This window comes from Candidatus Mycosynbacter amalyticus, from assembly GCF_025273655.1.
Taxonomy (GTDB): domain Bacteria; phylum Patescibacteriota; class Saccharimonadia; order Saccharimonadales; family Saccharimonadaceae; genus Mycosynbacter; species Mycosynbacter amalyticus.
The window spans coordinates 606,583-621,315 of the sequence record NZ_CP045921.1; the positions used below are offsets into that span (position 1 = coordinate 606,583).

Annotated in this window: 10 protein-coding genes; 2 read left to right on the forward strand and 8 right to left on the reverse strand. The window is 45.5% G+C overall.

Annotated elements, in window-relative coordinates:
* Positions 1–2: 2 nt before the first annotated feature.
* Together GII36_RS03405 and GII36_RS03410 are read right to left on the reverse strand one after the other, a co-directional pair.
* A complete protein-coding gene (locus tag GII36_RS03405) occupies positions 3–1,982 on the reverse strand; it encodes a DEAD/DEAH box helicase (protein WP_260762473.1) in 1,980 nt (659 codons plus the stop codon).
* 2 nt (positions 1,983–1,984) lie between these two features.
* Positions 1,985–4,795 (reverse strand): class I SAM-dependent DNA methyltransferase, encoded by a 2,811-nt coding sequence (locus GII36_RS03410; protein WP_260762475.1) that lies wholly within the window; start codon positions 4,793–4,795, stop codon positions 1,985–1,987.
* 359 nt (positions 4,796–5,154) lie between these two features.
* Between GII36_RS03410 and GII36_RS03415 the strand changes: the two genes are divergently transcribed.
* Positions 5,155–7,389, forward strand: a complete 2,235-nt coding sequence (locus GII36_RS03415; protein WP_260762477.1) for an AAA family ATPase — start codon at positions 5,155–5,157, stop codon at positions 7,387–7,389.
* Between the two features lie 53 nt (positions 7,390–7,442).
* On the opposite strand, the gene GII36_RS03420 is transcribed toward GII36_RS03415, so the two are convergent.
* Genes GII36_RS03420 through GII36_RS03430 form a run of 3 tightly spaced genes read right to left on the reverse strand, consistent with a single transcriptional unit; the run spans position 7,443 to position 9,560 of the window.
* Positions 7,443–7,925: a hypothetical protein gene (locus GII36_RS03420; protein ID WP_260762478.1), complete on the reverse strand. Its 483-nt coding sequence runs from the start codon at positions 7,923–7,925 to the stop codon at positions 7,443–7,445.
* A 3-nt stretch (positions 7,926–7,928) separates the two neighbouring features.
* On the reverse strand, positions 7,929–8,834 hold the full coding sequence (locus tag GII36_RS03425; protein ID WP_260762480.1) for a hypothetical protein: 906 nt from the start codon (positions 8,832–8,834) through the stop codon (positions 7,929–7,931).
* Between the two features lie 18 nt (positions 8,835–8,852).
* The gene (locus tag GII36_RS03430) at positions 8,853–9,560 is read right to left on the reverse strand and encodes a hypothetical protein (RefSeq protein WP_260762482.1); all 708 of its coding nucleotides are present in this window, start codon (positions 9,558–9,560) and stop codon (positions 8,853–8,855) included.
* 435 nt (positions 9,561–9,995) lie between these two features.
* On the opposite strand from GII36_RS03430, the gene GII36_RS03435 reads away from it, so the two are divergent.
* Positions 9,996–10,421 (forward strand): hypothetical protein, encoded by a 426-nt coding sequence (locus tag GII36_RS03435; RefSeq protein ID WP_260762484.1) that lies wholly within the window; start codon positions 9,996–9,998, stop codon positions 10,419–10,421.
* A 181-nt stretch (positions 10,422–10,602) separates the two neighbouring features.
* Here GII36_RS03435 and GII36_RS03440 read toward each other — a convergent pair whose 3' ends face one another.
* The 3 genes from GII36_RS03440 to GII36_RS03450 are packed head-to-tail and all read right to left on the reverse strand — an operon-like array spanning position 10,603 to position 14,575.
* Entirely contained in the window at positions 10,603–10,770 is a 168-nt protein-coding gene (locus GII36_RS03440) for a hypothetical protein (RefSeq protein ID WP_260762486.1), read from the reverse strand.
* Positions 10,767–12,260 carry a DUF2779 domain-containing protein gene (locus tag GII36_RS03445; protein WP_260762489.1) on the reverse strand — a complete coding sequence of 498 codons (1,494 nt, stop codon included), beginning with the start codon at positions 12,258–12,260 and terminating at the stop codon, positions 10,767–10,769. Before GII36_RS03445 ends, GII36_RS03440 begins: the two co-directional genes overlap by 4 nt.
* Before the next feature lie 20 nt (positions 12,261–12,280).
* Complete coding sequence (locus GII36_RS03450) at positions 12,281–14,575, reverse strand: nSTAND3 domain-containing NTPase (protein ID WP_260762491.1); 2,295 nt, start codon at positions 14,573–14,575, stop codon at positions 12,281–12,283.
* Between the last annotated feature and the right edge of the window lie 158 nt (positions 14,576–14,733).

The window sequence follows — 14,733 nt, forward strand, 5'->3', positions numbered from 1 at the left end:
CACTATGCGTTATTCCTCTCTTTTTCTTGCTGCCACACGGTATAGCGTCGGGTCAGGTATGCTTGCGCATTAGCCAGTAGCTTCTCGTTCTTATCGGTTGCATTTAGCGCAGGATATTTGCCGTTATGAGCAATCACGAACGCCTTGATTTGTGGTACAAGTGCAAGGGCATCTTCGTCTGACATATCAATCCGAGAGCCAGCAATCGTATCTTGAATAACACGAAACACATCTGCTCCCACTTTCTTGGATATCACCTCAAAGGCGTGCTGGAATGGATTGATCGAATCAATCAGGTCGATACTCAAATCATCAAGGTTTACAAAACTATTGGCCAGTGTAATGAACTTCTTGTCGCCCTCCTCGGTAACTTTCGTACCAGCAGATTTGAATGCCAGATTGCTCGCAAGATACTGACGAGTTACCTCAACTTCTTCGTCAGAAAGCCCAGGAAGTTTCTCTCGGATAATCTTTGACTGGAGGTGCTTCATATATTCACCCGAGTGGCCGTTTGCGGCAGCACGCTGTATCTGCGTATCTTGCAGTACGGCTGCAGTCAAATCTTCTAGCTCAGTCGCAAGGATTTGTTTGACACGCTCGGTTGGTGGGTTTTTGAGGCCTTTGACGAACACCTCGCCAGCCTGTGCTTTTTGGTCTGGCGAGACACGAGGCTTGAATGTAAAGTTTGGTGCTAGCACTTGCTCCATCAGGAGTGAAGCGGTGATAGCTTTGAGCATATTATTCACCGACACTTGCACATCTTCGGTAGTGCCATTTGGCTGCACGATGAGGTTAGTAAACTGAGCGTGTGATTTATTGTAGCTATCACGGGTACAGCGGCCAATAATCTGCACGATTTCCGTCAAACTTGCACGGTAGCCAATCGTCAATGCTTGTTCACACCATGGCCAGTCAAAGCCCTCTTTTGCCATACCTAGTGCCACGATGATATCTACGCCATCAATATCTTCACGAGCCACCTCGCTGAGGTATTTGGTGATTCTGGCACGGTGCAGTGGGTCGTCATCGACGAGATTGGCGACCTTGCGTGTTATGCCATTTCCATCGAGGATATATTCGATACCTGTTTCGCTGTCTTGCGATTGCCATTCACCGATATGGCCGTAAATCTGCTCGACCTCCTCGTGTTTTCCAACCTGCGTTGATTCTTTTGAGTTGACGTTCGGAATGTGAATAATCGTCTTTTTGCTTGGGTCAAGCACCGCACTTAATGCACCATCATCAAGATAACTTCCTGTATAGAAATGGTAACCAATACCAAGTGTTTCGAGGTAGGTATAGCCATTCAGCTGCTCATAGTAGGTATAGGTGACCTTATCAAACTCAGTTTCGTCCTCTGGCGTCAAAATCGGCACAGCATCGCCACGGAAGTACGAGCCGGTCATAGCGATTATCTGTACGTTAGTGCTATTCATCACTCGGTGTAGCAAATCACCAAGTCGGCTGTTATCGCTGACAGACACATGATGAAACTCGTCGATTGCCAGCACCGTGTCGTTAAACAGCTCGGTGTCCAGCTCTTCATTCTCAAACGCAAAGCGGAGCGTGGCATGCGTACATACCAATATCTTGCTATCATCCTGCATGAAGCGGACGAACGATTTTACCTTGCTTTTATCATCGCCCGTACCGAGACAGAGGTTGTTGCGATCCTCGACTTCCCAGTTGGCGAAGAAGCCGTTATCTACGAGGTTTGTATTACCGAATGATGAACCGATAGACTTTTCTGGCACGGCCACGATGACCTTTTTCTTGCCTTGGTGTATGAGCTTATCGAGGCCGATAAACATCAATGCTCGAGATTTACCAGACGCTGGCGGTGCTTTGATAAGCAAGTGATTGCTGGCACGTTTTTCAAACACCCGACACTGCATTTCTCGCATACCAAAGTTGTCGATCTTGGTAGACTCACCGTTCTTCTCGTATTTTACGTCGATGATGTTGAGGGTTTCGCTGTTCATGGTTATTTCTTATCTTTCTCGGTGTTAGTCATCTGCTCGTAGAGGGCAAAGAGGTCGGCAAGGCGTTCTTCGTCAGAATTGTATGGCTTTTGGCGATACAATCGGTCGACGGCCACATCCAACTCTTCGTGGGCTTGTCGCAAGTCTTCGGGCATTTTGTCTGGGTCGTACATCTCGGCCAGCGTTTTCTCTGAGTGATTCTCACGAGCAAAGAGAACGCTGCGAGCTTTGGCGGTTAGTTCCTGTTTTTCGTGCTCGAGCAGTGGACGGAGTGGGAATGTATTGTAGACAACTGAAGCTGAATACCTAAGCCGTGTTTCTAGCTGGCCACCGACCGCTCGCACCCACGCCATGTGCATTTTTGAGCTAAGAATGCCGAGTAGCCATGGTTCGGCATCGTAGATAGCGAATGCAGCATTTGATACGACCGTTCCTTTTGGCAAGATACTCATAGGGATGTACTGTCTGCGCTCTGAAGATACGATAGGAGCTATCAAGCATTGCCTATCTTGATAGCGAATTTCGGCAAATCGCCATGGCGTCGAGGCTAGCTTCTTGGTGCTAGCTCGCTTGCTATCCATACGCCACTCATATACTGCTTGGATCTTTTTGTTGAGTATCGGTATCTGCTTAGCTTCTTCGATATCCGCTTCGTTAATCCAGACGGCATACCGCTCAATGCCTCGTAGAAATTCCGCAGCACCGACAAACGGTTTGAGGAACTTCTCGGCATCTGGTGATGCCTTGAGGATATCCTTGTATTCGTTGAGTGATATTGTAAAGTGACCGTCATCGAGTGCGAAACTGCCATAGTCGAGAGATGGTATCGATGATAGTGGCTTAGAGCGTGACATCACAATCGTACTGCTGCCAGACGACAAGTATGCGTTGATATTGTCTACTTTTTGCCGAATACCGCCATTGTAGATATATTTATCTTTTGAACTCTCCGAACCTATGCCGATAACGACAACCGTAACGCCTGCATTATTTCTGGCACTGTTCTGCCATTTGAATGATTGGTGAGCAAAAATAATCTCGTGCTTTGTGTCGAATATGTACGACCATAGCAGCTCCACTTGCACGCCTTGAACGATGGAGTTGGTAGATATAATAGCAGCCCTGCATTTGTTACTATCACCGATGTAGTCGGCCGCTTTTTTGAACCACACAGCAATATAATCAAGGTTTCCGTAGCCCTTAATATCACCAAGAACGAGCTGCATATCTTCTTTTTGAGCAGCGTCGAGCCACCTCGCACCTCCATATGGTGGATTACCGATAAGATAGATCTCGTCGTATTCTTCTTTTACGAGTTCTTGTTGCTCACTCTCGTTCTCAAACCCTATGAGTTCACTTTGCTGGCTGGCGGCACTTGGTATGCCAACGGCATGCGGCACATTCGAGCAGACATCGTTCCAGTCCAGCCGAGCGGCATTGCCGTGGATGATATTCGCATTGTCTTTGAGCGGAATGAGCTTTATCTCTCGGCCGAACTGCTTCTCGAATTCGATGTTCATCTGATGCTTCGCAAGGTAGAGCGACAAGATGGCGATTTCGTGTGGGAAGTCGTCAATTTCGATGCCGTAGAAATTATCGAGTTTGATTTGCGAAGATAGCTTATTCTTCATACCTTCTTCGAGTAGGCTACCAAGGAGCAATCGCTCAATGATGGCATGTTCAATCTTACGCATTTCTTTGTAGGCAATAATCAGGAAATTACCACTACCACAGGCAGGGTCAAAGACCTTAATCTTGCTGATTCGCTCCCATAGACGGATGAGCTTGCTCGGGTTGTCATAGTGTTTGTCGAACTCCTCACGCAATTCATCGAGAAAGAGCGGCTCGATCGTTTTCATGATGTTTGGCACGCTAGTATAGTGCTGGCCGTGCGTGTGCCGCTGGTTTTCATCCACGATGCTCTGGAACATCGAGCCGAAGATATCGGGGTTGATTTCTGACCAGTTCAAGTTGCCGCAGTCGAGAATGAGTTTGCGAGCTTGGGCATTGAACTTTGGTATGCCGATGCTGTGCTTTTTGGTGTCAAAAATTGTACCGTTGACGTACGGAAACTTACTAAACGGACTGGTGAAGCTTGACTTATCTTCGGTATCGAGAGCGTCGAATAGCGTGCGGAGGAATGTATCGAGATCGCTGCCATCGGTCTGCGTGTAGTCCTTGATAGAGCCAGTAAAAATAGCCTTTTCATCATTACTAAATACCCGAGTATCCTCGGCAAAGAAGCAGAATAGTAAACGGCTAAAGAATACATTGAGGTCGTGACGGAAGTTAGCTTGTGGGTCAGCCAAGCGCTCGGCATTGAACTTCTCGATTTCAGAGTAGAGTTCTTGCATTTTGTCGGCCGCACGACGATCGGCAACGGCTTCAGTCTTTTCGTCGGTAATTTCATCACCCGTCCAGCCATAGAAAAAGTCAACATCACGATCAATATCTCGCAGATTGATATCGAGGCGAGTATCTTTCTTGGTGTCGATAGCAACGAGCTTGTCGTAATCGGTAACAATGAGGTAGCGAGGGTTATAGCGAACAACCAGCGGATCTTGCTCTAGTTCTTCAAGAGTAGAGCGAAGCTTGCTTGAATCGGTGATGTGCCTGAAGTACACGACGCCACGCTGCAATACGTCGTTTTCTTTGTCGCTGGCAAGATTGAGTGAGCCTTGACGTAGCTTGGTGATGGCCGAACTCGCACGGCCATAGGCAGCCAGCAGCTCATAGAGGATGTCGATATTGTACGATTCACGATTGGCCAGTTCGGTAACGTTTCTCTGGACATCGGCAAAGGCAAGACGCATCAGCAGACACCCTCTGCAAACGCATGATAATAGCAATAAGAAACTGACCTGTGAAGCGGCATAGTTTTGCGACCTTTCGTTTTCAGCCGCAAACAAAAATGCGACTATTTACTTAGTCGCAAAACTACAATTTATTTTCCGAAGAAAGATAAAAAGCGTAAATAGCCGCATTTAGCCTTCCTTCAGAAAAATAAATCAAATAAATTGTAGTTTTGCCTCTTTATTATACCATCATCTCCTCTGTATTTGTACGGTGCTGGCGATACTTATCTAAGTTTTTACATATCAACCCCTAGACTCTTGAGGTAAAGTATAATAAAAGAGCGAGGACGCCCCCTTGGGAATGGATAAGTGATAAAATGTCGATAATCAAGAAAATAACTAAGCTAAAAAATCTAGGTATCTATACCAGTTTTAATTGGGACACAAGTCTGCAAGAGCTAAAGCAATACAACGTCATTTACGGATGGAATGGCACAGGAAAGAGTACCTTCTCTAAGCTGCTCGGTGCATTGAATGTGGGCAACCATCCAGACTTTCCGTCTCTCGAGTATCAAGTACATGATAGTGATGGAAGTGTACACACCCACGGAACAGCTTTCGGCACCCCAATACGAGTCTTTAATACCGATTTTATTGCAGACAATATAGATTTCGACACTCTAAGCTCGAAGTCTATCACGGTAGTTCTAGGCAAAGAGAATAAGGCGGCACTCAAGGCTATCGAAGAGGACGAAGCCGAGCTAGCTAGAACAAAGGAAGCTATCCGCACGAAAACTATCGAGAAAGAGGCCAAAGAGAAAGAGCGAGGCCTAGAATTTACCACTGTCGCCAAAGTTATTGGTGCTGTGAGTCGAGGTGGCGTCGTGCGCACCTACAATAAAACTCACGCAGAGCAAGCCTTTGCAAGATTGTCTGACAAAGAATTGCTCGATGATACTGAGTTAGAAAAGCTAGTGTTGTCGGTTGCACAGCCATCTCTTCCTGAGCAGAAACAGATGTCGTTAGGCGAGACAAGCACTGACCTGTCAGAAATTATTGACGAAGCCCATACCCTACTAGCTAAGACGGTATCGGCTAGTGTTATTGAGCGACTCAAAGAAAATGCGGATATTTCTGAATGGGTAGAAGCAGGCATCAAAGTGCATGCCGACCACGAAAGTAATACATGCGAATTCTGCGGTAACCCATTAGACACAGCAAGGCTAGCAGAGCTAACGGCACATTTCAACGAAGCTGATGCAAAGTTAAAACTAGAGGTAGATGATCTTGCGAATAGATTAGTCACCGTATATAACATCATTAAAGATCTCAGCCCCGTCGACAAAATGAATCTCTATCAAGAGTTTCATAGCGACTACGCAGAAAAAGTGGAAAGCCTGACAAGCGAACGTGATGCTTTGCTTGAGTCCATAAAGAAATTTGGTGAGCTCGTGCGATCCAAGAAGCTTCATACGACCGAAGAGCTTAGTATTGCGGAAACGCCCGACCTTACAAAAATCACTAGCTCCTTGGATGAAGTAAATAAAATTATTGCCAATCACAATAAAAAGACAAGCGACTTCCTCAACCAACAAAAGAATGATAGTGCTAAAATCGAAAACCACCACCTTAGCGGCATCTATGACAAGGTCAATGGCCTGAAAGATCAGATTGAAGTACTGGATACCGAGATAGCTGTCCTGAAGGATGGAGATGAGAAAGTTACCGGACAAACTGAGCTACTGTCTAGAATTGCAACAAATAAGAGCAAGGTCTCGTCAGAGCATAAGGCCTGCGAACTGCTCAATGTGTCGCTCAAGAAGTTTCTAGGTCACGACGAGATAACATTTGCACCAAATACTGAAAGTGGCGATGACGCGGGCTATTTACTATTAAGGCGTGGCAACCCCGCGAAGAGCCTTAGTGAGGGCGAACGAACCGCAATCGCATTTGTATTTTTCGTAACACAGCTGCGAGACGATAGCTTCGATCCAAAGACCGGGATTATCGTTGTTGATGACCCAGTCTCTAGTCTCGACTCCAATTCACAGTATCAAGCGTTTTCATTTCTGAAAAAGGCCACCGAAGATGCGAGTCAGCTATTTATACTTACCCATAATTTCGACTTCTTGAAACTAGTAACTAACTGGATTAAGCACTCTCGTAAAACGTTTGGTTTATTTATGGTGAAGAATAGCTTCTCTGAAGCGGACAGCACACGCACTGCGTACCTAGATAAATTAGATAAAGCACTCGAAGAATTTGAAAGTGAATATCACTACTTATTCAATGTTGCCTACAAATACAAAGATGACGGCACTATAGCGAATGCCTATAAAATGCCCAACATAGCTCGTAAGCTACTCGACAGCTTCTTGATGTTCCGAGTCCCAAAGAATACTAATACATTCAACCGCTTACAGGAAATAAGCTATGACGAAGAGAAAAAAGCATCTATCTATAAGTTCGCCAACGACCAGTCGCATATTACAGGCTCTGGTTTTGACCCCTCTTTGGTACCCGAGGCCAAAAATTGCATAACCGACTTGCTTGACATGATGAAGGCAGTTGACCCCGACCACTTTAGATACCTAGAGGAAACCATATCTTAAGACTACGATCTTAAACTGGCTTTGTATCTTTTATTACAAAAAGGCTTTGCGAATTACTGGCAATCTTTTGCATATCCCGCATCAAGTGCTTCTTCTGGCGTAGCGAACCGCAGTTTCTCAGGATAGTCGGCTGGATATGGCGTGTAACTCTGTTCGTTGCTAAGGTAGCCAACGAGTACCGTACAATTACTACCATCTGATGTGTGGTAGACAGTTTTTCCGTCATCAAACAACACTACTCCGTCGATCTTGAGGCTGTGCGCTCTTGTCCAATCAAGGATTGCTGCATCTTTCGGCACTCCACAACGTTCAGCGGCTGACGCTTCGACATTGCCTTGCTCTACAAACTCCGATGTAGCAACATCAGAAATGTCGGCAAGCTGACATGATGCCTTTGGTGTGGTGGTTGAGGCAGTATTCTTGGTTGCTGTGCTGCTTGGTCGATTCACGATATAGATACTACCTGCGATACCCGTCAGTAGGATAATCGCGACAACTATACCAATAACTCGCGGATTCTTGATGTTTACATTCATTCCTTATTCTGTCTCTTCCTGTGCTTTTACAAACTGCACTATCGCATCACCGTTCATATTTCCGTATGCTTTTACTCCCTCACCAATCGTTGCTAGATAAATATTTTTTGTATAGTCGCTATACGCCACGACATAACCCGTAGGCTTTTTGAGTAGCTCGACGATCCTGCTCGCAGCATCTTCTTTCACGACAGTGGAGTTGTCAGCGCTCCAGATGATACCGCCATATTCAAGCGTCGCACCTACGTCCATTCTGTTATCTATTCCATTACCACACTCGGTCTTCAGGGTCGCTTTCAGACCTGCCATTGTGGTATACATCTGACTTGGCACGCCATCGTCACCATCGTTGAAATCCGCGCTTGAAAGTGGGGTATCATATAGCCTCATATTCTTTAGTTCCCAGCCAGGACTGTAAAGAGTGTCTATCCCACCAAGAAGCTGTTTCAGCTCTGTGCTAACCGGCTCCGCATAAACGGGCAGTACGGACATATTCACGAGACACGGTGCTTTTTTGCCCGATGTCGTATTTGTGATCTTCACGCTGTAAACAGGCATAGTTGCTTTACTAATTCCTACATACCCCGGCTTGCCTTCGCTAGAATCAATTGTAGCGTCAACATCGCCCACTTCGTACTCTATGTCATAGCTATAGCCACTGACATCTGTAAATGAGAGCTTATCTATCTTTGGCTTCTCATCGAAAGTATCGTCACGAGGTGAGTTTGCTTCGCCATCATGGTACGTTGTCTCGCTTTGGTCTGGTGTCGCTTGAGACTGCGAGGACGATGGGCTACTCCACGAAATTTGCGTCAGAATAATACCGACCACAGTCGCAATAATTAATCCGGTAGCAACTTGCTTTTTATGTTCTTCTATCCAGATACTGAGTAGTTGTAAATTCATCATTGTATTCCTTTTTATTACCTATGGATACTGCACCAAGAGCAGGAGTAATAAGCCAATATTTATAAGGAAGATGATGAACGTGAGTGCAAAACCGCCAATATTAAGCGTCCATTTTCCACCTTGATAACGATACCATGCGTAGATTGCTGTACCAATAACCCATAGCCATGCAAGAAGCATAATTTGCTGGCTTTCTTTTAACTCCCACGCCAGACGACTACTGGCTGGCTTGAAGATGAATAGCAACATCAGTGCTGTGGAGATACCGTACACCAGCCATGAGGCGTCTGCTTTCTTGTGTGTGCGTGGTGCAGCGGACTTTTCTTTGTGTGCAGTTTCGACTTTGGTCACGGTGTGTTTTGCTGCTGTTTTCTGCGACGCTGGATTATCTACGAGCTTGGCTGCTTTGTGGCACGCCGAGGCGATAAAGATGAGGAGTATACCGAACGCAATCGAGGCAAACATACCGCCCATTTCGCTTGCATAGTAGCCACTTCGCCCGTGAACGTAGGTTGAGACAATGAGCCAACCACCACCAAGTACGGCAATACCCATGCCAATCTTGAGACCAGTTGATGGGATATTGTATGTCCTCGCAAGTCCCGCAATAAAGATGGCTAGTTTATGCGATAGGCTATCGAATTTGCCTTTAATAGAGTTGCCTAATTTATCGATTGAGCCATCAATCTTTTCTGCTGTATTTTTCTTCTCGTGTTGTTCGGTCATGCCTTCCTCCGCAAGCATTAAATAGTTGGTAGAGCGGAGGTCGGATATAAAAAACGACAACCATTCTAGGTTGTCTAGGCCAAGTAAAACGAGTCAAGCTCATTTAACGTTTCGAATGGTTGCCGTTATCTTAAACTTGACAACCAAAGCTATGATTCTTTGGCGAATCGTTTTACTTTTACCTAGACGTTCTCAGTATACCGTACTATCTGGTAAAAATCACCACATCTGGCCGAATCTACCTCAGATTATCTAAAGAATTTCTCATAACTCGTGCGTCAAGCGTTACTGCGCTACACGAACATGCAAAAACAAAAGAGCGCCTCCGCACTCTATAGCAAAGAAGGTTCGTGCTTTCTCGCAGATATGGAGCAAGCACGAACCTTCCTTTTGCATTGTAGCAAACGCCTAAGATAAAGCTATAATGGACATACTATGGCAATATCTCAAGAAAAATACGATGCGATAAAATCTAGCCCATACAGCCCTCATGCAAGTTGGACAGTTTGGCAAGCAATTGAAGAATACGAAAAACCAAAAGCCCGCATGGGTGACTTGAGTGTTTTCGAGGATAGTCCCGAGTTACTACAGACACTCCACACCGACATCGTATTTGTTGCGCTGAACTCTGCCGATAGGGACATTCAGCCAAAGCCGTTCAGCGCGTTCCACGATACAAGCCCTTACGCTATGGACTACAAAATGCGCTACGCGTTTAAAGATACGGTACTTTGGGGTAGCTATCTCACGGATTTCTTTCATGGACTACGCGAGACGGACTCTAGCAAGGTGAAAGTATTTCTCGCGGCACACCCAGACTTTCTCCACCACTCCATTGCTCGATTTAATGAAGAGATGTAGTTCATCGCAGAAGAAGGCAAAAAGCCAACGCTCATTGCACTAGGGTCGCAAGTAAAAGAACTCTTGGAGCTGTATGTTGCAAACGAGTATCGTATTCTGGAGCTACCGCATTACAGTTATTCTGTAATGACCAAAGAGCGCTACCGCGAACGCGCCCTTGAGCTAATTAAGCAGCTGTAAGTTATTTGTCATTATTGATAGTCGGCAGCACGACGGTTATTAGTTCGTCAGTCTCTTGTTGCGACATAGCTTGCTTCTTTGGTGGAATAGCCTTCTTGCTGCGCTTCTTTGCCGCACCGATGAGTGCTAATACTCCGATAGCAGCGCCAAAAGCAATGAGCTCAATCATGCTCGCACCTCAATCAGTTCCTTGAGCTTCTCGTAAATGGCCACCATTGCATACGTATCCAACCCACAGTATTCACGTAGGTCGGCCAGTATCTGGTCTCTGTCTGGTCGTGTGCCATCGACAATCGCTTCGCGCCACGAACGGCTGGCAGTCGAGCCCTCTTGGATGCCAAGTGTCTTATAGGACAGCTCGGGGCATAGTAACGGCAACACCTTCTTGATTGAATACTTACCCTTGAGCCGCTTATCGAGATAGAAGCGTTTACTAAAGACATCCGCAAGATCAACGGTACGCTCGTTGAGATCTTCAAAGAACGGAGCATGCTCTGGATAGAGCTTGGCGTATTCTTTATGACGTGAGCACTCAAAGGTTTTGTTCCACACGATAATCGAGCCTGTGCTACCAATATCTTGCTTCAGGTGGGCGATAACACTCTCGGCAGGGTTTGTGCTTGTATCATGGAGGTATTCAATATGTGTGAGCGTACCGTCTTCTTGCATGATATGCAGCGAATACTGAAACACGACCTGCTGGTACGGGAACGTATGGTCAAATGGCGGAAAGATATGGTTAATCGACTCGTAGTCGAGGAAGTAGGCTGGGGATTCGATATCACCAAGGAATGCTCGAATAGCCTCTTTGTCGACGATGACCTCATCTAGCTTCGTCACACGTACTTGGTCTTGCTGATGGGCTTGTAGCTTGGTTGAATCTGGAATATCGACGATGAGCTTCACGTCGTTATCTTCGAGGCTTCCGATAAGCTTGTCTGTACCTACACCCTTATTCGAGGCAAGGTCGTAAATGCTATATTCGGGAATATCTGGATGGAGCTTGTAGAAGATATCTCGGTATTCGCCCGCGGCACCAAGCCCGACGTAACGGAGCGAGTCACTTGGCATTGTATCGCTCTCGGCTATTTTGGCGGCTTCTCGCATCTTCTCAGGGGCATTCAGGACTTCTTTGTTTACTTTGTCGGTAACATCAGTGAACATCACGATATCTTCGAGCTTGATTTCACCGTTACGAAGATATTCTTTATTGGCGTGCAGTACTTGGTCAGTTCGCACAGGAAAGCCACTCCACTCAATAACCGTCTTCTGAAACGCAAGGTCGCAGATATGCTCTTTGTCTGGCGAGGTGGTGGCTTTGATTTCTGTCAGGGTGTAGGCATCGCCATCACTTGTAATGGCGTCAGCGATACACAAGAAGCCATCATAGAGAAAGGCTGCTTGCAAAATAGTGTCCACGCCTTGCTCGAGTAGCGCCTTGGTCTCATCCGCCCATTCCTGCATGTCTGCATAGTCGTTACGATCGAGGCGTATTGCTTCGGGGAATATCTGCTCAGCTAGCTTCTCAAATTCACGACCCTCGTCGATGATAGCCTGCGAGTTGTCATCAGGCGTTGGCAAGAAATCTGGGTCGTGCTTGCGAAGCCAGAGCCACGCTGGATGTTTGAGATAGGTTATGTAGTCGGTTTTAGAAATCATATTTTACTCCTCAGAATGCCCTATCTTTTACTTAATGAAAGAAATACATCATCAATGCGTGAATTCTCATCCGATTTCATTTCTCTTTGAGTCTCAAAGTCGTCATCGTCTTTAGAATAGAAGCTTGAGCCATCATAATCTTCTGGTGGTTCAGCCCATGCATTGAACTCATTATCGACGAAACTACCGTCAAGACCATAGCATTCCAATGTATCGTTCATCTCATCTTTAATGTCGATATCCTTCTCGCCATCTGTTAACCTCTGTCGCACTTCTTCGCTAAGGATGTCTTCGTAATACTCGTCCTGAGCTATTCTTTCAGCTATACGATCCAAGACAAACTTTTTGATGCCGTAGCTCCATCCTATCTCAGCCACTGTTTTCATGTCCTCGTAGGTACCGACAGCACCTACAACCGAGTGTACAAAATTATCTGCCACTTCATCTGGTAGGTCGTCGGAATCACAGTACGTATCAAAGGCATTAAGTGCAGCCGAAACGTCTTGAGTGTGAGGGATAGAAGACTGCAATATCGCAAGTACAGCCCGAGAGAACTCTTGATTGACCTCCTCTATAGCATCCGACACATCAGAGAGTCTCGATATGCTATCAAAAATATCAAAGCTCTCAGGAGTACCTGAATTACCTAGCCATGGTAACTGCTGCCAGCTACTGAGGACTTTTTCCTTCATCGCTTCAACACCCGATTCACTTAGTACGATAGGAGTATAGCCAGATAACGACGCCCGTAATTCGTAACTGCTACTATCTGCACTGATTGCGAATGGATGCGTAAGCTGGTTGAGGTACACGGCACTTCTAATGAGCTTTTCAATCGAGTGGTTGTGTCCGCGATAATAGTGAGTGATAAAGTCGTAAATAGTAGGGTTTAATACATCTACGACGATCTGATCATCTTTATCTTTTGATGTTTTCAGGAATGTACTTTCAAGCACATCAATAGATCGACGCAGTTGCGTTTCGTCGATCGTATCATCAAAAGAAACCACTGCCTTATGTAGATATTCAAAGCGTACGTTTCTTCCGATCGACATCATTACCAGCATAATATTGCGAGCATTTTCGTCGATCTTATTCATATAGATATCCTCGTATAACATCCAAGGATTATTAAATAGTTCGATTACCTTATCGCAAAATGATTCTGGCAGGCAATCCGACCAAAGCTTTTGCTTATTAATCGCTTCAATGAGGCGTGGATTATAGTTCCTATGTCTCACGATACTTCTATATACTTTTTTGTCGACAAAATATTCGAGGTGTTCCTCTGGTATATCCGATACCGCGAGATGATTGTAGAGGATCTTGGCTTTTGTCACCAAGTCATATTCAGACAAGTCGACAATATATTTCGCGTCAAGAAAGCCCTGATCTTTAAACACTTCGGTGCTTTGTTGAGCTTGATGAAGTATATACTCACGCGTCGTCATGATAAGTGCCTTATTTTTTCTTAGACGACCTGCGTTTTCAATCAATGTCCTAAATATGCCATCCTCTCTGCGAGATAGCTTATCGTCTAGGTAATTACTACCCAGAAAGTCATCAAACAGGAAGATCTGCTTCTTGTCAGGGTCGCTACTCATCATCTCTAGGGCGTCATTGATATCTTGCGGCAAGGCGACCAACTCATTAAAATCACCTTCACCAAGCAAGTAGTAGCTCATAACGTCGGCAAGTGTCGTTTTTCCTACTCCAGGCTCGCCAGCAATGACAATAAACCCGTGCTCTTTTAGTGTTAACATAGCCTCATTAAAACTTGGCGTTGGAGAATAGGTTTCTAGCGTGTCGATAATCTTTTCTTTTATAAGACCACTATAATTAGACACCCTACTTGAAAGTATTGTCTGTAGTACATTACTGCTTGCGATCCAGAGCTTATAATGCCTCTTTTCAACATTGGGATGCTTGTGCAATAAACTATTAAGCTGCTTAGGTGCGAGTATATCGCTCGATTGTTTGATATATGGCGAGAATAGCGCAACTATATCGTTTATCTTATCCTCTGTAAGGTCTAGCGATACTGAGAGGATGTACCTCTCAGGAGCAGGGCTCATCTCATCCAGCTTTAGACGCTCTTTGGCTAAATTCGCCATAAGACCTGACGCGCTCTTGTAGCGCTTGCACTGCACAATAATCGTGCGGTCGTTGTCGCATGCCGAGTACCTTAGGTCGATACCACCATCCGCTCCATCCGCGAACGCCTGAAACGATACGCCCATTTCTTCTGAAAGCAGGTCTTTCGTGAATTCCTCGAACTCACCCCATGTTAAAACATTAAAGTTATACTCATTCATTTTATTTATATCCGAGTTATGTAGCCCCTAACTCCTGTTGACTCATTGTTGCAATTATAGCAAAAGTTCATATTCATTGCTCAGCTAGATCAAGCCGTTGCAGATTAATAAGAATCATAAAAACCGCCCAGTCGGACGGTTTACTCGTAATTTCACTG

Excerpts from the sequence above, each read along its gene's own strand:
- GII36_RS03405 (WP_260762473.1), bottom strand. The coding sequence starts at position 1,982 with ATGAACAGCGAAACCCTCAACATCATCGACGTAAAATACGAGAAGAAC.
- GII36_RS03410 (WP_260762475.1), bottom strand. The coding sequence starts at position 4,795 with ATGCGTCTTGCCTTTGCCGATGTCCAGAGAAACGTTACCGAACTGGCC.
- GII36_RS03415 (WP_260762477.1), top strand. The coding sequence starts at position 5,155 with ATGTCGATAATCAAGAAAATAACTAAGCTAAAAAATCTAGGTATCTAT.
- GII36_RS03420 (WP_260762478.1), bottom strand. The coding sequence starts at position 7,925 with ATGAATGTAAACATCAAGAATCCGCGAGTTATTGGTATAGTTGTCGCG.
- GII36_RS03425 (WP_260762480.1), bottom strand. The coding sequence starts at position 8,834 with ATGATGAATTTACAACTACTCAGTATCTGGATAGAAGAACATAAAAAG.
- GII36_RS03430 (WP_260762482.1), bottom strand. The coding sequence starts at position 9,560 with ATGACCGAACAACACGAGAAGAAAAATACAGCAGAAAAGATTGATGGC.
- GII36_RS03435 (WP_260762484.1), top strand. The coding sequence starts at position 9,996 with ATGGCAATATCTCAAGAAAAATACGATGCGATAAAATCTAGCCCATAC.
- GII36_RS03440 (WP_260762486.1), bottom strand. The coding sequence starts at position 10,770 with ATGATTGAGCTCATTGCTTTTGGCGCTGCTATCGGAGTATTAGCACTC.
- GII36_RS03445 (WP_260762489.1), bottom strand. The coding sequence starts at position 12,260 with ATGATTTCTAAAACCGACTACATAACCTATCTCAAACATCCAGCGTGG.
- GII36_RS03450 (WP_260762491.1), bottom strand. The coding sequence starts at position 14,575 with ATGAATGAGTATAACTTTAATGTTTTAACATGGGGTGAGTTCGAGGAA.